The following is a 15,941-nucleotide window of genomic DNA, read 5'->3' on the forward strand; positions in this document are numbered from 1 at the left end:
TATGCAACTCAACCCATCTGAAATCAGCGAGTTGATCAAGAGCCGGATCCAAGGTCTTGACGGCGGCGCTGAAGTGCGTAATCAAGGCACGGTTATTTCCGTCGCCGACGGTATCTGCCGCATCCACGGTTTGTCGGACGTGATGCAAGGCGAGATGCTGGAATTCCCAGGCAACACGTTTGGCCTGGCAATGAATCTGGAACGCGACTCCGTCGGTTCCGTGATTCTGGGTGCCTACGAGCACATCTCCGAAGGCGACACGGTGAAATGCACCGGCCGCATTCTGGAAGTGCCAGTCGGTCCTGAGCTGCTCGGCCGCGTAGTCAACGCGCTGGGCCAGCCGATCGACGGCAAAGGCGCCATCGAAACCAAACTGACGGCCGCGATTGAAAAAATCGCCCCGGGCGTGATCGCCCGTGAATCCGTTTCGCAACCGATGCAAACCGGCCTGAAGTCGATCGATGCGATGGTTCCCGTTGGCCGCGGCCAGCGCGAACTGATCATCGGCGACCGTCAAACCGGCAAGTCGGCCGTGGCGATTGATGCGATCATCAATCAAAAAGGCCAGGGCATGAAATGTATCTACGTCGCGATTGGCCAAAAAGCCTCGTCGATCAAGAACATCGTGCGCTCGCTGGAACAGCACGGCGCGATGGAATACACCATCGTTGTCGCCGCTTCCGCTTCGGAATCGGCCGCCATGCAATACATCTCGCCGTACTCCGGTTGCGCCATGGGCGAATACTTCCGTGACCGCGGTGAAGATGCACTGATCGTTTACGATGATCTGTCCAAACAAGCTGTTGCATACCGTCAAATCTCGCTGCTGCTGCGCCGTCCACCAGGTCGCGAAGCGTACCCAGGCGACGTGTTCTACCTGCACAGCCGCCTGCTGGAACGCGCAGCACGCGTGAACGCCGACTACGTCGAGAAGTTCACCGACGGCGCCGTCAAAGGCAAGACCGGTTCCCTGACGGCACTGCCGATCATTGAAACGCAAGCTGGCGACGTATCCGCCTTCGTGCCAACCAACGTGATTTCGATTACCGATGGTCAGATCTTCCTGGAAACCTCGCTGTTCAACGCCGGTATCCGTCCTGCGATTAACGCCGGTATTTCCGTATCGCGCGTCGGTGGCGCCGCCCAGACCAAGGTCATCAAAAACCTGTCCGGCGGTATCCGTACCGACTTGGCGCAGTACCGTGAACTGGCCGCGTTTGCGCAGTTCGCTTCGGACCTGGATGAATCGACCCGCAAGCAGCTGGACCGTGGTGCCCGCGTGACGGAATTGCTCAAGCAAGCCCAGTACTCGCCACTGTCGATCTCGCTGATGGCCGTATCGCTGTTCTCGGTGAACAAAGGCTTCATGGACGACGTGCCAGTCAAGCAAGTGCTGTCGTTCGAAGCTGGTGTCCACGCTTACATGAAGACCAAGCAAGCTGCTCTGCTGGCCAAGATCGAAGAAACCAAGCAACTCGACAAAGACAGCGAAGCAACTCTGTCGGCGGCCATTGCTGATTTCAAGAAATCCGGCGCATATTAAGCGGCCAGGCGGCGCCCGCCTCGAGTGAGGCGCCGCCCTACGCGCAGAAGGAGTAAGGACTCATGGCATCAAGCAAAGAGATACGTGGCAAGATCAAGAGCGTAGAGAATACGAAGAAGATCACCAAGGCGATGGAAATGGTTGCCGCATCGAAAATGCGCAAAGCGCAGGACCGTATGCGCGCCGCCCGTCCCTACAGTGACAAGATTCGGAATATCGCCGCCAATCTGGCGACCGCCAATCCGGAATACACGCACCCGTTCCTGGCAGCTGCCCAGGGTACGCAAGCGAAGGCAGTGGGTTTCATCGTTGTCACGACCGACAAGGGTCTGTGCGGCGGCATGAACACCAACATCCTGCGCCAGGTGACGTCGAAGTCGCGCGAGCTGGAAGCAGCTGGCAACCGGGTTGAAGCTGTTGCCATCGGTAACAAGGGTTTGGGTTTTTTGAATCGCATCGGCGTCAAGATCATTGCGCACGCCATTCAAACCGGTGATACGCCCCACCTGGACAAATTGATCGGACCTGTCAAGGTCATGCTCGAAGAGTTCCAGGCAGGCAAGATCGATGCAGTGTACCTGTGCTACACCAAATTCATCAACACGATGAAACAGGAACCAGTCGTGGAGCAGTTGCTGCCCCTGACGGCCGACAAGATGGTCGCCGACAAGGGTGCCCACTCGTGGGATTACATCTACGAGCCGGACGCGCAAAGCGTGATCGACGAATTGCTGGAGCGCTATGTAGAAGCGCTGGTGTACCAGGCAGTCGCGGAGAATCTGGCGTCCGAGCAATCGGCACGGATGGTCGCGATGAAAGCTGCAAGCGACAACGCGGGTAGTGTGATCGGCGAATTGAAGCTGATCTACAACAAGACCCGCCAAGCTGCGATTACCAAAGAACTCTCCGAAATCGTCGCCGGTGCGGCTGCGGTTTAAACGAATTTAACTATATTGAAGGAACGAACATGGCTGATGGCAAAATCGTTCAGTGTATCGGCGCTGTGGTGGACGTTGAGTTTCCCCGCAACGCGATGCCTAAGGTATTTGATGCCTTGAAGATGGCAGGCTCGGAACTGACCCTGGAAGTACAACAGCAGTTGGGCGACGGCATTGTCCGTACCATTGCACTCGGCTCGTCCGATGGCCTGCGTCGCGGCATGATGATTCAAAATACCGGCAAACCTATCATGGTGCCAGTCGGTAAAGCAACCCTGGGTCGCATCATGGACGTGCTGGGCAACCCGATCGACGAATGCGGCCCCGTGTCGCACGAGCAGATCGCGTCGATCCACCGCACCGCTCCTGCATACGACGAACTGTCGCCATCGCAAGAACTGCTGGAAACCGGCATCAAGGTGATCGATCTGGTTTGCCCGTTTGCAAAAGGCGGTAAAGTTGGTCTGTTCGGCGGCGCTGGCGTAGGCAAGACCGTGAACATGATGGAACTGATTAACAACATCGCCAAGGCGCACAGCGGCGTGTCCGTGTTCGCCGGTGTGGGTGAGCGTACCCGTGAAGGTAACGACTTCTACCACGAGATGGCTGACGCGAAAGTGGTCGATCTGGAAAATCCAGAGAACTCCAAGGTCGCGATGGTCTACGGTCAGATGAATGAACCGCCAGGTAACCGTCTGCGCGTCGCGCTGACCGGCCTGACGATCGCTGAATCGTTCCGTGATGAAGGCAAGGACGTTCTGTTCTTCGTCGACAACATCTACCGCTTCACGCTGGCCGGTACCGAAGTGTCGGCACTGCTGGGCCGTATGCCGTCGGCTGTGGGTTACCAACCGACCCTGGCGGAAGAAATGGGCCGTCTGCAAGAGCGTATCACGTCGACCAAGACCGGTTCGATCACCTCGATCCAGGCCGTCTACGTTCCAGCCGATGATTACACCGATCCGTCGCCTGCTACCACGTTTGCTCACTTGGATTCGACCGTTGCGCTGTCGCGTGACATCGCTTCCCTGGGTATCTACCCAGCCGTGGACCCGCTGGATTCGACCTCGCGTCAGCTCGATCCGTTGATCGTTGGTCAAGAGCACTATGACACCGCGCGTGCCGTGCAAACGACCCTGCAACGCTACAAGGAATTGCGCGACATTATCGCGATTCTGGGTATGGACGAGCTGGCACCGGAAGACAAACTGCTGGTTGCCCGTGCACGTAAGATGCAGCGTTTCCTGTCGCAGCCTTTCCACGTCGCTGAAGTCTTTACCGGCGCGCCTGGTAAATACGTTTCGCTCAAAGACACGATCAAGGGCTTCAAAATGATCGCTTCGGGCGAACTCGATCACCTGCCGGAACAAGCGTTCTACATGGTCGGCACGATCGAAGAAGCAATCGAAAAAGCCAAGAAACTTAACTAAGTTAAGTCTGGGCCTAACCCCGCCCCTTACACGGCGGGGTTCTTCAACCCGATAGGACACACATGGCACACACAATTCACGTTGACGTGGTTTCCGCTGAAGAACTGATTTTTTCAGGCGAAGCAGAATTCGTCGCGTTGCCGGGTGAACAGGGCGAGCTGGGTATCTACCCACGCCACACGCCTTTGATTACCCGCATCCGTCCGGGCGCGGTCCGCATCAAGGTAGTCGGCCAGGCTGAAGAAGAGTTCGTCTTCGTTGCCGGCGGCTTGCTGGAAGTGCAACCGGATACCGTGACCGTCCTGGCCGATACCGCGATCCGCGGTCACGACCTCGACGAAGCGAAAGCGCTGGAAGCGAAGAAGTTGGCGGAAGAAAATATCCACAACAAGGATTCGGGCATCGACTACGCGCAAGCGCAAGCCGAGCTGGCCAGCGCGATTGCGCAGCTGGCGGCGATCCAGAAGCTGCGCAAGCATTAATTTGCTCGCATGCAGTAATACAAAAAGGCAGCCTGCGGGCTGCCTTTTTTTTCAGCAAACGGATGTCAGTAAAAATTAACGGCGCTTGTCCTTCCCCCTTTCCAGCCCCGCCTTCAAGACCGTCTTCCACTTGGCGCGCGCGGCAATGCGCTCGAGCGGCGTCTCCTCGCTACGGCGGGCGTCGCGCAGCAGCTTGTGATAGTTGCGCAGGCGGTCCCCGTCGACGGCGCCACGGACCTGGCAACCGGGTTCGCTGGCATGCTGGCAATCGCGGAACTGGCACGTCGCTGCCAGCGCCGCGATGTCGTCAAAGGTGGCGGCCAGGGTCTGCGCATCGGCATCGGCGCGCCAGCTGCGCAAGCCCGGCGTGTCGATGATGCAGGCGCCATCCGCACACAGGTGCAGCGAGCGGGCCGTCGTCGTATGCCGGCCGCGGCCGTCGCCATGGCGCACGCCATTGGTCGCTTGATCCGCCGCGCACAAGGTATTGGTCAGGCTGGACTTGCCCGCGCCCGATGAGCCGAGCAGCACCAGGGTCTGGCCGGCGCCCAGCCAGGGCTCCAGGATGGCCACGTCATACGCATGGCGCGTATCGATGGCAAACAACGGTACGTGGGGCGGCAGACGCTGTTTCAGCAGCGCCAGCTTGCGCGCCACATCGTCGGCCACGTCGGCCTTGCTCAGCACCACCACGGGGCTGACCTGGGCCGCCAGCACGATGGCCAGATAACGCTCCAGGCGGCGCGGATTGAAATCCCCATCGAGTCCCATCACCAGCAGGGCCGTGTCGACATTGCTGGCCAGCACCTGGCGCCGGCCGTCATTGCCGCGCCGCGCGATCTGCGTGACCGGGGATAAGTGCGCCGTTATCCACAGCGTGCCGTGACCATCGGGTTCGGCGGCGACCCAGTCGCCGACCGCGAGGATGGTGTCGTGTTCCAGCAGCGCGTGCAGCAGGCGCGGCAGGATCTGCGCCGGCTGTTCCAGGCTGCCGTCGTGCACGAGCAGGCTGTCCCGGTGGACGGCGCAAACGCGCATCAGCTGCGTGGCGGGGGAAGATAAGTCGAGTTGGGTGGCTGCGCCGGCGATGGCCTGCTGCAGCCCGATAAGGCGTAGTTGCGCAAAATCGAATGCGATCATGGTAGCGTTATTCCAGATTCTGTCGTCCGCGTGCGGACGTGTAGCCTGCGCGTGCAGGCACCGCCAGTCGCAATGACTGGCACGAAAGAAGGGAAGTCGGCTACGCGATCACGCGTATGGGGAATGGCGGGCTAAAAAGGCTTAGCTGGGGAAACAGTGATCAGGCAGCCGACAGCACGGCAGTATCCGAATGGCGCATGTTGTCTACTCCTGTTGTGTGATGGAAAACGCCAGTGTGCCAGCGGCACGCGCCGCCGTCAATGGACGGTGTGGCTCAGCTGCACATGCCGTATGCCTGGCGTTCGGGGAAATAACGGTACGTAAACGTGCGCACCGGATAGCGCTTGCCGCCGACGAGCATGTCGGGCATGGACAGATCAAAGCGCTGCGGCAGCTGGCGCGGCAGTTGCAGGCGCAGGCGCCACTGGGTTTCCTTGCTGTTGCCGACGGCGGCAAACATGATGGGCAGCTGCTCGATGACGTCGACGATCTCCGCCTTCTGGTTCATGCCGCGCTGGTAAATGGTGAGTATCTTGGCTTCCGCGAAAGGCGGCTTTTTCGGTTCTTCCAGCAGGAAGGACAGGCGCGTAAAACTGGCTTGCGTGCCGACGGGCAAGGTAAAGATCAGCGCCAGCTCCGTGCCGCCTTCCTTCAAGGTGACGGGCGGCGTGGCGTAGATGCTGATACCGCGCGGCAGTTCGAAACGCGAGCCATCCGTCCACGTCTTGCACTCGGGCGTGGTGGCCTGATACAGGCTGGGCGCCGTGTAGTCATCGCAGGCGGAAACCAGCAGCAGCAGGGGCAGGGCAAGGAGGGCGGAACGGCGCATGGGAGTCACGGTTGGGGGATCAGCCGACAGTGTAAGCGATCCCCGCGCGATCCACCAGCGACGCCAGGTCTACCCGGGCGGGGCACGGCGCACGGACTGCAGCTGGCAATGCGCCGGTTGCAGCGCCGCCTGGATGATGTCCAGCGCCAACTGCGGCCGGGCCGGGCCGCACATGAAGATGTCGACGGCGGCAAAGCCGCATTCCGGCCAGGTGTGGATGGAGATGTGCGACTCGGCCAGCAGCAGCACGCCCGTGACGCCCTGGCCGGGGCCAAAGCTGTGGAAATGGCCGTGCAGTACCTGCGCCCCGGCGGCCAGCGCCGCCGCGCGCAGCAGGCCTTCGAGCGCGGCGCAATCGCGCAGGCGCTCCGGCGCGATGCCCGGCAGGTCGGCCAGCAGATGGGTGCCCAGGGGCAGATGCGGTGTGGACGCCATGCTTATTTGTGGCTGCCGCCGCTGGAGCCGCCGCCATAGCTGCCGCCGCCGCCGCCCGTGCGCGAACTCCAGCTGCTGCCACTGCCGCTGCCGGCCACCTTGAACATGCGCACCCAGTTGGCGGCCGTGACGGAAAACGTCACCATCAGGGCATAGATCACGTATTTACTCATGGGGGATTCTTTGCATTCTTGTCGAGGAAAACGGCGGGCAGGAACAGCGCCAGGCAGCCCAGCAAACTCCACATCAAGGTGCTGGAGAACGAGACGAACATGGGGATCGCGTTCAAGACCAGCACGATGACCATGAAGACCTTGGCGATGCCGCGGTGGCTCAGCTGGATATTCTGCGCCTTGGCGCCGCCATGGAAGGCGGCGCCGAACCAGGCGGCCATCTGGTCATAGGCGACGGGCACGGAGCGCGACCAGGTCATCTCCTCGCCCGTGAGCTCCGCCGCCAGCTTGGTCTGTCCCTGTTCGAATTCAAACACGCGCGTGCTGTCGCCGACGGCCACCTTCCAGTTGAAGGCGCCAGCCGCATACACGACCTGCGAGCCGTAGTCATACAGTTTGCGGTAGGTGGCGCCATCGAGCGTGCAGCTGGCGGCGTCCAGCGAGGCCCAGTTGGGCCAGTTCGGCAGCACGTTCGAGCGCGACCAGCCCTCGTCCGTCTCCACCAGCCAGAAGAAGCCGGCGCGCGCGTTGTACAGCAGGTATTCGTTCCACTCGCTGCCCTCGTCGTCGGCGCGGCGCATCATGCCGATCACCGTGAAATCCACATTGCTGATCTTCGCGCTGGCGCCCAGCTCCAGCGTGATGTCGGCGTTGTCGTGCACCTGCTTGCCGATGGCCAGCACCTGCGCTTCCGGGCCGCTGGCGTCGAGCTGCGCGTGGCAGGCGGGGCACACCATCTGCGCCGCCGCGCCGGGTACATACTGGATGCCGCTGCCGCAGGAGGGGCAGTCGAGCGCATCGAGCTTGCCGCGGTACTTGCCGGCGCTTTTGGCGATGGCATCGTCGTCGCGCAGCAGCTGGCACTGCAAACTGTCCAGGGTGACGGCCACGCCCTGGTAGACGACCGGTTGCGGGCCATCCGTGTAGTCGAGCGTGACGAAGCTGGCGTAGTTGCGGAAATCCGCCACCTGGATGCGCCAGCCCGCGCCCACCTTGAAGGGCAGCTCGCCCTGGCCGGCGATGCACTCGGCGTTGCGGATCTCGGCGGCCGTGTACGGTTCGCCGCAGATCGTGTAGCGCCTGCCCGGCGCCAGCTCGCCAAAGGCGGGCAGTGCGTCCTGCGTGCCGCGCTCGCGCGTCAGCGTGTACAGGCCGGACGAGTCGCCCAGCCACGCCGTGCTGGCGTCGTCGAACAGCAGATACCACTCGTTCCACGTGCCGGCGCTGTAGCGCTGCTGGATGCGGCCGACGACGGTGAAGTGCACGCCGTCGTGCACGCCGGCCGTGCCGATCTGGATCGGTGTATAGTCTTCCAGGACGGCCGACATCTTGCCCACGTCCCTGACGGCATCGGCGTCCTTGAGGATGGTGCTGTGGCAGTACTCGCACACGGCGAGCACGGAAGCGTGCGAGCGGAAACGGACTTCCGCGCCGCAGCTGGGACAGGAAACAGTTTGCATGCAGTCGTATTTCGCTCTAATCAGCCGATCAGTTTTTTCAGCAGTTCAGCCTTGGCGCCGTCGTAGTCGGCCGGCGAAATGAGTCCCTTGTCCAATAAACCCTTGAGTTTTTCCAGGCGCGCCTCGATCGGTTCTTCCGCGGGTGCCGGTGGCGCCGCCGGAGCGGGGGCCGGGGCGGGCTGCTGCAGCGCACCGCCCATGCTTTGCGCCATCACCTGGCCGATCGACAGCCCGGCGCCCAGGCCGGCGCCGATGCCGGCCATGCCGCCTTCGTTCTGCGCCGCCAGCGGGATGGCATTGGCCACCTGGAATTTGGTGTAGCCGCTCATCTTGTCGGCGCCCAGGCCGCCCTTCATGCCGGCGGAAATACGCTCGTCGAGCGCCGCCTGCAATTCTTCGGGCAGGCTGATGCTGGCCACGTTGAATTCATCGAGGCCCACGCCGTAGCGGGCAAACGCCTGCGTCAGGCCATCCTTGACTTCCTGCGCCATCAGCGCCTGGTTGGCCGCCATGTCGAGGAAGGGGACATTCGCGCCGCCCAGCGAGCTGGCCATGCTCGACATCAGAATGCCGCGCAACTGATCTTCCACCTCGTCGCGCGTATAGACTTCGCGCGTGCCGCTGATCTCGGTGAAGAAGGTGCGGGCGTCGGCGATGCGGTACGAATACATGCCGAAGGCGCGCACGCGGATCATGTCGAAATCCTTGTCGCGGATGGTGATCGGCTGCGGCGTGCCCCACTTGCGGCCGGTCTGCACGCGCGTGCTGAAGTAATACACGTCCGACTTGAACGGCGAATCGAACAGCTTGTCCCAGTTTTTCAGGTTGGTCAGCAACGGTAACGTCTGCGTCGTCAGCTTGTGCGTGCCGGGACCGAAGACGTCGGCGATCTTGCCTTCATTGACGAAGACGGCGACCTGCGATTCGCGCACATTCAGGATGGCGCCGTTCTGGATCTCGAAATCCTGCATGGGAAAGCGCCAGGCCAGCACGCCTTCCGTCTCTTCGTTCCACTGCAGTACGTCGATAAACTGCTTCTTGATAAAGCTGCCGATGCTCATGATGGATGTCCTTGAATAAGATAAAGCGGTGTCAGGAAATGCAGGCGGCGTTGATGGCGCCGATCGACAGCGAAATGGCGCCCAGCAGGCCGCCGAAGGCGTTGTTGTTCGATTCGATCTGGTCCTTCGACATGCGCAGCAGGCGCGTGGTGACCACATAGGCGAGCAATTGCACCACCATGGCGCCGAAGGCCCAGGCGAAGAATTGCTGGTAGTCGGCCGTGTGCATCAGGGACGAGGCGATGGTGGCGGAAAAGCCCAGCAGCGCGCCGCCCAGCGACAGGGCCGCCGCCTGATTGCCCTGGCGGATCAGCAGCACTTCGTTATACGGCGTGACGCGCGTGTAGATGATAAAAAAGGCAATCAGCAGCGCGGCGGCCAGTATAAGATGGATCAGATAGTTTAGGATGGCGGGCACGGCTTTCCTCGCAATGAGTATTTGATAACGTCAACGCATATTAGAACAAAAAAAGTCCAATGAACAAAAAGATTCTGATTTTGTCCGTCTTCGTGGTCGCCTCCTGCGGCCTCGCGTATGAACTGATCGCCGGCGCCATGTCCAGCTACCTGCTCGGCGACTCCATCCTGCAGTTTTCCACCATCATCGGCTGCTACCTGTTTGCCATGGGGGTGGGCGCTCACTTTTCCAAGTATGTGCGGGACGACGACGTGCTCTCGCGCTTCGTCGACATCGAGCTGGCCGTGGGCCTGATCGGCGGCCTGTCGGCCGCCATCCTGTTCATGACGTTTTCGTGGATGGCCGCGCCCTTTCGGACCTTATTGTATGTGATGGTGTTCCTGATCGGCGCACTGGTCGGCATGGAAGTGCCGCTGGTGATGCGTGCCCTGAATTCGCGCCAGACGGAGTTTTCCGAACTGGTCAGCCGCGTGCTCACCTTCGATTATCTGGGTGCGCTGGCCGTCTCCCTGCTGTTCCCGCTGGTGCTGTCGCCCTACCTGGGGCTGGTGCGCACGGGCTTTTTGTTCGGCATGCTCAACGTGGGCGTGGGCCTGTGGACGATCTGGGTGTTCCGCGCGGAGCTGAAGAATTTGACGGGGCGCTTCCTGCGCGCCTGCGCCGTGATGCTGGTATTGATCGCCGGCTTTGCCATGTCGGACCGCATGGTGGCCTGGGGTGAACACGGCCTGTTCGGCGACCAGATCGTGTATTCCACCACCACGCCCTACCAGCGCCTGGTGATCACGCGCTGGAAGGACGATACGCGGCTGTACATCAATGGCAACCTGCAGTTTTCCTCGCGCGACGAGTACCGCTACCACGAAGCGCTGGTACACCCCGTGCTGGAAGCCTTGCCGTGGGCGCGCCGCGTGCTGGTGCTGGGCGGCGGCGATGGCCTGGCCCTGCGCGAAATCCTCCGTTATCCACAGATCGAACACGTCACCGTGGTCGACCTCGACCCCGCCATGACGGCCGCCTTTACCACGCGCCCGGAGCTGGCAAAGCTGAATAACAATTCGTTCTCGGACAAGCGCGTCACCGTCGTCAATGCCGATGCCGCCGTCTGGCTGCGCAACAACGGCGACATGTTCGACGCGGCCATCGTCGACTTTCCCGATCCATCCAGCTTCGCGCTTGGTAAACTGTACTCGGTGCCGTTCTACGATCTGGTGAAAAAGCACCTGGCGGCCAAGGGCCTGATGGTGGTGCAATCGACGTCGCCGTTCTTTGCCCCGCACGCCTACTGGACCATCAATTCGACCCTGCGCGAAGTGGGCATGCGCACCTGGCCCTACCACGCCTACGTGCCCTCGTTCGGCGAGTGGGGTTTTATTCTCGCTTCCCCCCAGCTCGACTACAAACCGCCCACCAGCTACCGCCTGCCCATGCGCTACCTGAATGCGGACACCACGCGCGAGATGTTCATCTTCCCGCCCGACATGCAGCCGTTGCCGATGGCGCCGAACCGCCTCAACACCCAGTCGCTCGTGCATGAATTCGAGCAGGACTGGAACCGGGTGATCCGCTGATGCAGCGCCGTTCCTTCCTGCTGTGGGCTGCCGGTGGCACGGCAGCGGCCGCCGCTGGCATCGGCAGCATCGCCGCGTATCTGCGCTGGCAGGAAATTACGCCGAAGGTGTTGTATCCGGGCCGCAGCGAAGGACACTATCTTCGCGATCGCAAGGCATTGCCAGCGCCTACCCGAACGCTGACGACCGATGTGGCCATCCTTGGTTCCGGCATCGCCGGCCTGACGGCTGCCTGGCGCCTGAACAAGCTGGGGCACAGGGACTTTCTCATGATCGACGGCCCGCAGCCGTATGGCAACGCGGCCGGCGGCCGCTTCGGCGACCTGGCCTATCCGACCGGCGGCCATTACCTGCCGCTGCCTTCGCCCGAATCGACCCATGTGCGCGAGATCCTGTTCGACCTGGGCATTATCCAGCGCGATCCGATGGCGGAAAAGCCGTACTATGACGAGCGCTACATCCTGCATGCGCCGGAAGAGCGATTGCTGTTCAACGGCCACTGGCAGGACGGCTTCATTCCCACCGAAGGCGTGCCGCCTGCGGAACTGGCGCAGCATGAACGCTTCTTTGCCGAGGTGCGGCGCCTGCGCCAGGCGCATGGCAACGATGGCAAGCGCGTCTTCGTTTTCCCTACCGTGGCGTCGTCGCAAGACCCGGCCTGGCAGGCGCTCGACACCATCACCTTGAAGCAGTGGATGGAGCGCGAAGGCTATACCTCGCCCACCCTGCACTGGTACCTGAACTACTGCTGCCGCGACGATTACGGTACGCGCTACGACCAGGTCTCGGCCTGGGCCGGTTTGCATTACTATTGCAGCCGCTGGGGCCAGGCGGCGAATGCCGGCAATGGCGCCTGGCTGACCTGGCCGGGCGGCATGCAGCCGGTCGCCACGGCCATGGAGCAGGCGTCGGGCGTCAAACGTCATGCGGGCACGGTGGTTTCCGTGACCACCACAAAACAGGGCGTGGAGGCGCTGTGCCTGGAACTGGTCGACGGCCAGCCGCGCACTTACCTGGTCAAGGCACGCAAGGCCATTTGCGCCATGCCACTGTATGTGGCGGCGCGCGTGGTGAAGAATATCGCCGGGTATGGCTTTGACGCGCAGCGCGATACGCCCGCGTATGCGCCGTGGCTGGTGGCGAATTTTTTACTGAAACGCTTTCCCGAGGAACTGCCGCATGCGCCCCTGTGCTGGGACAACGTGGTGTACCAGGAACCGGGCCTCGGCTATGTCGTCTCGACGCACCAGGACATCCGCGTGCGCCCGCCCGAGAAAACCGTCTTCAGCGCCTACGTGGCCCTGTCCGACCGCACGCCGCAGCAAGCGCGCAAGTGGCTCGACACGGCCAGCCCCGAAGAACTGCTGGCGCTGGCCAGCGTCGATTTAAAGACGGCGTATGGGCGCGATTTCGCGCGCTGCGTCGAGCGCGTCGACATCACCGTGCGCGGCCACGCCATGGCGGCGCCCTTGCCGGGATTTCGCAGCAACGCGGGCTTGAAGGCCTTGCGCGAACACGACGGCGCCATCCTGTTCGCGCATGCGGATTTGTCGGGCTTTTCCGTGTTCGAAGAGGCGGCCTGGTGGGGGGATCGGGCGGCGCGCCTTGCGGCAAAATAAAAAAGGCCGGCGCGAACGCCGGCCAGAGCCCCCTAAGGCTCGAACCTGTGCTTCCTTGTTCTTCTCATTTATTTTTATTAATCACGTCGATGAACACGGCCGCCAGCAGCACCAGGCCCTTGATCACCTGCTGGTAATCGATGCCGATGCCCATGATCGACATGCCGTTGTTCATCACGCCCATGATGAAGGCGCCGATGACGGCCCCCATCACCTTGCCCACGCCGCCCGAGGCCGAGGCGCCGCCGATGAAGCAGGCGGCGATCACGTCCAGCTCGAAGCCCGTGCCCGCCTTCGGCGTGGCCGTGTTCAGGCGGGCCGCGAAGATCAGGCCGGCCAGCGCGGCCAGCATGCCCATGTTGACGAAGGTGTAGAAGCTGACCCGTTCCGTCTTGATGCCGGACAGGCGCGCCGCCTTTTCGTTGCCGCCCACGGCGTACACGCGGCGGCCCAGCACGGTGCGGTTGGTGATGAAGGTGTAGGCGACGATGAGCAGCGACATCACGGCCAGCACGTTGGGGAAACCGCGGTACGACGCCAGCAGGTAGCTGAAATACACCATCACGGCAGCGAACACGCCGTTTTTCAACAGGAAGAAGGCGCGCGGCTCGTTTTCCATGCCGTGTTTCAGTTGCTTGGCGCGGCTGCGCAGCGAGGTGACGATCAGTGCCACGGCGGCGATCACGCCCAGCAGCAGAGAGAAGCCGCGCAGGTTGTCGCCGCCGAACGGGTCGGGCAGGAAGCCCGAGCTGAGCATCTGGAAGCCTTCCGGGAAGGGGCCGACCGACTGGCCTGCCAGCAGCGCCAGGGTCAGGCCCTTGAAGACCAGCATGCCGGCCAGGGTGACGATGAAGGACGGGATTTTAAAGAAGGCGACGAAATAGCCTTGCGCGCCGCCGATGACGGCGCCGGCCAGCAGGCAGAGGATGCTGGCGGCGACAAAGTTCATCTCGTAGTTGACGATCAGGACGGCGGCCAGCGCGCCGACGAAGCCCACCACCGAGCCGACGGACAAATCGATATGGCCGGCCACGATGACCATCAGCATGCCCAGTGCCATGATGACGATGTAGCTGTTTTGCAGCACCAGGTTCGTCAGGTTCAGCGGCTGCATCAGGGTGCCGTCCGTCATGTACTGGAAAAAGCCCATGATGACGATCAGCGAGAGCAGCATGCCGTAGTCGCGCATATTGTTTTTCAGGAAGCCGGCATAGCTTTTCGCTTGCGGCGCGGTGCCGGGGGTGGTGCCTGCCGCCGCTCCCGCTGTCAGTTTATTGTCCATTGTTTTCTCCGTGTGTAACGATCGCGCGCATGATGCGTTCCTGCGATGCTTCTGCCGCGCTCAGTTCTGCCGCGAAGCGGCCTTCGTTCATGACATAGATCCGGTCGCACATGCCCAGCAGTTCCGGCATTTCCGAGGAAATCATGATGATGCATTTGCCTTCGGCGGCCAGCTCGCTGATGATGCTGTAGATCTCGTACTTGGCGCCCACGTCGATGCCGCGGCTCGGTTCATCGAGGATCAGCACGTCGGGGCGCGAAAACAGCCACTTCGCCAGCACCACCTTCTGCTGGTTGCCGCCGGACAGGTTGACCACCTTCTGCGCCACGCTCGAGCAACGGGTCTTGAGCTTGCGGCGGAACTCCTCGGCCACGCTGAACTCACGCTGCTCGTCGATCACCATGTGCCGCGAAATCGCGTCCAGGTTGGCCAGGCTGGTGTTCTTCTGGATGTCTTCCTCGAGGATCAGGCCCAGGCCCTTGCGGTCTTCCGTGACATACGCGAGGCCGTGGGCGATCGCCTTGCCGATGGTGCTGACGTCGATCTCCTGGCCATGCTTGAGCACCGTGCCGCTGATGCGCTGGCCGTAGGCGCGGCCGAACAGGCTCATCGCCAGTTCCGTGCGCCCGGAGCCCATCAGGCCCGCGATGCCGATGATCTCGCCCTTTTTCGCGTGCATATTGATGCCCTTGATGACGGGGCGGTCGGCATGCTCGGGATGGAAGACGCGCCAGTCGCACACTTCGAAAATGGTCTCGCCGATGGTGGGCGTGCGCGGCGGATAACGGTCGGCCATCTCGCGCCCGACCATCTTTTCGATGATGCGGTCTTCGCTGACGGGCTCCGTGCGGCAGTCGAAACTGTCGACCGTGTTGCCGTCGCGCAGCACCGTGATGGCATCGGCGACCCGTGAAATTTCATTGAGCTTGTGCGAAATCAGGATCGAGGCGATGCCCTGGGCTTTCAGGCCCAGCAGCAGGTCGAGCAGGGCCGCGCTGTCGCTTTCATTCAGGCTGGCCGTCGGCTCGTCGAGGATCAAGAGCTTGACGTCCTTGCACAGCGCCTTGGCGATTTCGATCAGCTGCTGCTTGCCCACGCCCAGGTTGGTGATCAGGGTGTCCGGGGACTCCTTCAGCCCGACTTTCTGCAGCAGTTCGCGCGTCTTCGCTTGCGCGTATTCCCAGTCGATGACGCCCATGCGGGCCGGCTCGTTGCCGAGGAAGATATTCTCGGCGATCGACAGCTGGGGCACCAGCGCCAGTTCCTGGTGGATGATGATGATGCCGATTTCTTCGCTGTCCTTGATGCCGCGGAAGTGCCGCGTCTGGCCCAGGTAATCGATGTCGCCCGTATAGCTGCCATGGCCGTAGACGCCGCTCAGCACTTTCATCAGGGTCGATTTGCCGGCGCCGTTTTCGCCGACGATGGCGTGGATCTCGCCGCTGCGTACCCGCAGGTTGACATTGTCGAGCGCAACGACGCCCGGGAATGTTTTGCGTATCCCGCGCATTTCCAGGATAGTGTTCGTCATATAACCTCTCTGGCACGGCCGCGCTGGTG

The 15,941-nt window shown here is 62.1% G+C and carries 15 protein-coding genes; 6 read left to right on the forward strand and 9 right to left on the reverse strand.

Going from position 1 to position 15,941, the window contains the following annotated elements; genetic code table 11:
- Nucleotide 1: 1 nt before the first annotated feature.
- The 4 genes from atpA to AC07VH_RS17860 all read left to right on the forward strand — a co-directional run bounded on the left by atpA (nt 2) and on the right by AC07VH_RS17860 (nt 4,393).
- Nucleotides 2–1,543, forward strand: a complete 1,542-nt coding sequence (gene atpA / locus AC07VH_RS17845) for a F0F1 ATP synthase subunit alpha (RefSeq protein WP_034752701.1) — start codon at nt 2–4, stop codon at nt 1,541–1,543.
- 62 nt (nt 1,544–1,605) lie between these two features.
- Nucleotides 1,606–2,481: a F0F1 ATP synthase subunit gamma gene (gene atpG, locus AC07VH_RS17850; protein ID WP_034783836.1), complete on the forward strand. Its 876-nt coding sequence runs from the start codon at nt 1,606–1,608 to the stop codon at nt 2,479–2,481.
- 29 nt (nt 2,482–2,510) lie between these two features.
- Nucleotides 2,511–3,911, forward strand: coding sequence for a F0F1 ATP synthase subunit beta (gene atpD / locus AC07VH_RS17855; protein ID WP_034752705.1), 1,401 nt, complete (start codon nt 2,511–2,513; stop codon nt 3,909–3,911).
- Nucleotides 3,912–3,973: 62 nt separating this feature from the next.
- Nucleotides 3,974–4,393, forward strand: a complete 420-nt coding sequence (locus AC07VH_RS17860; RefSeq protein ID WP_065307860.1) for a F0F1 ATP synthase subunit epsilon — start codon at nt 3,974–3,976, stop codon at nt 4,391–4,393.
- A 75-nt stretch (nt 4,394–4,468) separates the two neighbouring features.
- On the opposite strand, the gene rsgA is transcribed toward AC07VH_RS17860, so the two are convergent.
- The 7 genes from rsgA to AC07VH_RS17895 all read right to left on the reverse strand — a co-directional run bounded on the left by rsgA (nt 4,469) and on the right by AC07VH_RS17895 (nt 9,909).
- Nucleotides 4,469–5,533, reverse strand: coding sequence for a ribosome small subunit-dependent GTPase A (gene rsgA, locus AC07VH_RS17865; protein WP_494787600.1), 1,065 nt, complete (start codon nt 5,531–5,533; stop codon nt 4,469–4,471).
- 274 nt (nt 5,534–5,807) lie between these two features.
- Nucleotides 5,808–6,362 carry a hypothetical protein gene (locus tag AC07VH_RS17870; protein WP_070218932.1) on the reverse strand — a complete coding sequence of 185 codons (555 nt, stop codon included), beginning with the start codon at nt 6,360–6,362 and terminating at the stop codon, nt 5,808–5,810.
- A 69-nt stretch (nt 6,363–6,431) separates the two neighbouring features.
- Nucleotides 6,432–6,797, reverse strand: coding sequence for an adenosylmethionine decarboxylase (speD, locus tag AC07VH_RS17875; protein ID WP_494787599.1), 366 nt, complete (start codon nt 6,795–6,797; stop codon nt 6,432–6,434).
- A gap of 2 nt (nt 6,798–6,799) precedes the next feature.
- Nucleotides 6,800–6,970, reverse strand: coding sequence for a hypothetical protein (locus AC07VH_RS17880; protein WP_475415776.1), 171 nt, complete (start codon nt 6,968–6,970; stop codon nt 6,800–6,802).
- Nucleotides 6,967–8,430 carry a DUF4178 domain-containing protein gene (locus tag AC07VH_RS17885; protein WP_494787598.1) on the reverse strand — a complete coding sequence of 488 codons (1,464 nt, stop codon included), beginning with the start codon at nt 8,428–8,430 and terminating at the stop codon, nt 6,967–6,969. Before AC07VH_RS17885 ends, AC07VH_RS17880 begins: the two co-directional genes overlap by 4 nt.
- A 20-nt stretch (nt 8,431–8,450) precedes the next feature.
- A complete protein-coding gene (locus tag AC07VH_RS17890) occupies nt 8,451–9,491 on the reverse strand; it encodes an SPFH domain-containing protein (protein WP_494787597.1) in 1,041 nt (346 codons plus the stop codon).
- A gap of 31 nt (nt 9,492–9,522) precedes the next feature.
- Nucleotides 9,523–9,909, reverse strand: coding sequence for a DUF350 domain-containing protein (locus AC07VH_RS17895; protein ID WP_494787596.1), 387 nt, complete (start codon nt 9,907–9,909; stop codon nt 9,523–9,525).
- A gap of 59 nt (nt 9,910–9,968) precedes the next feature.
- Between AC07VH_RS17895 and AC07VH_RS17900 the strand changes: the two genes are divergently transcribed.
- Both AC07VH_RS17900 and AC07VH_RS17905 read left to right on the forward strand, forming a co-directional pair.
- Complete coding sequence (locus AC07VH_RS17900; protein ID WP_494787595.1) at nt 9,969–11,480, forward strand: polyamine aminopropyltransferase; 1,512 nt, start codon at nt 9,969–9,971, stop codon at nt 11,478–11,480.
- Complete coding sequence (locus AC07VH_RS17905) at nt 11,480–13,099, forward strand: NAD(P)-binding protein (protein WP_494787594.1); 1,620 nt, start codon at nt 11,480–11,482, stop codon at nt 13,097–13,099. Before AC07VH_RS17900 ends, AC07VH_RS17905 begins: the two co-directional genes overlap by 1 nt.
- Nucleotides 13,100–13,163: 64 nt before the next feature.
- Here the strand turns inward: AC07VH_RS17905 and mmsB are convergent, their stop codons facing one another.
- Entirely contained in the window at nt 13,164–14,381 is a 1,218-nt protein-coding gene (gene mmsB, locus AC07VH_RS17910) for a multiple monosaccharide ABC transporter permease (protein ID WP_489629294.1), read from the reverse strand.
- Complete coding sequence (gene mmsA, locus AC07VH_RS17915; RefSeq protein ID WP_494787593.1) at nt 14,371–15,912, reverse strand: multiple monosaccharide ABC transporter ATP-binding protein; 1,542 nt, start codon at nt 15,910–15,912, stop codon at nt 14,371–14,373. The genes mmsB and mmsA overlap by 11 nt, the downstream gene beginning before the upstream one ends.
- Nucleotides 15,913–15,941 lie beyond the last annotated feature (29 nt).

It is taken from the genome of Janthinobacterium sp. GW821-FHT03C10 (assembly GCF_059420865.1).

Bases quoted from the DNA above. Each gene is read 5' to 3' on its own strand.
- AC07VH_RS17885 (WP_494787598.1), bottom strand. From the start codon at position 8,430: ATGCAAACTGTTTCCTGTCCCAGCTGCGGCGCGGAAGTCCGTTTCCGC.
- AC07VH_RS17870 (WP_070218932.1), bottom strand. From the start codon at position 6,362: ATGCGCCGTTCCGCCCTCCTTGCCCTGCCCCTGCTGCTGCTGGTTTCC.
- AC07VH_RS17880 (WP_475415776.1), bottom strand. From the start codon at position 6,970: ATGAGTAAATACGTGATCTATGCCCTGATGGTGACGTTTTCCGTCACG.
- AC07VH_RS17900 (WP_494787595.1), top strand. From the start codon at position 9,969: ATGAACAAAAAGATTCTGATTTTGTCCGTCTTCGTGGTCGCCTCCTGC.
- speD (WP_494787599.1), bottom strand. From the start codon at position 6,797: ATGGCGTCCACACCGCATCTGCCCCTGGGCACCCATCTGCTGGCCGAC.
- AC07VH_RS17905 (WP_494787594.1), top strand. From the start codon at position 11,480: ATGCAGCGCCGTTCCTTCCTGCTGTGGGCTGCCGGTGGCACGGCAGCG.
- atpD (WP_034752705.1), top strand. From the start codon at position 2,511: ATGGCTGATGGCAAAATCGTTCAGTGTATCGGCGCTGTGGTGGACGTT.
- rsgA (WP_494787600.1), bottom strand. From the start codon at position 5,533: ATGATCGCATTCGATTTTGCGCAACTACGCCTTATCGGGCTGCAGCAG.
- mmsB (WP_489629294.1), bottom strand. From the start codon at position 14,381: ATGGACAATAAACTGACAGCGGGAGCGGCGGCAGGCACCACCCCCGGC.
- atpA (WP_034752701.1), top strand. From the start codon at position 2: ATGCAACTCAACCCATCTGAAATCAGCGAGTTGATCAAGAGCCGGATC.
- AC07VH_RS17890 (WP_494787597.1), bottom strand. From the start codon at position 9,491: ATGAGCATCGGCAGCTTTATCAAGAAGCAGTTTATCGACGTACTGCAG.
- mmsA (WP_494787593.1), bottom strand. From the start codon at position 15,912: ATGACGAACACTATCCTGGAAATGCGCGGGATACGCAAAACATTCCCG.
- atpG (WP_034783836.1), top strand. From the start codon at position 1,606: ATGGCATCAAGCAAAGAGATACGTGGCAAGATCAAGAGCGTAGAGAAT.
- AC07VH_RS17860 (WP_065307860.1), top strand. From the start codon at position 3,974: ATGGCACACACAATTCACGTTGACGTGGTTTCCGCTGAAGAACTGATT.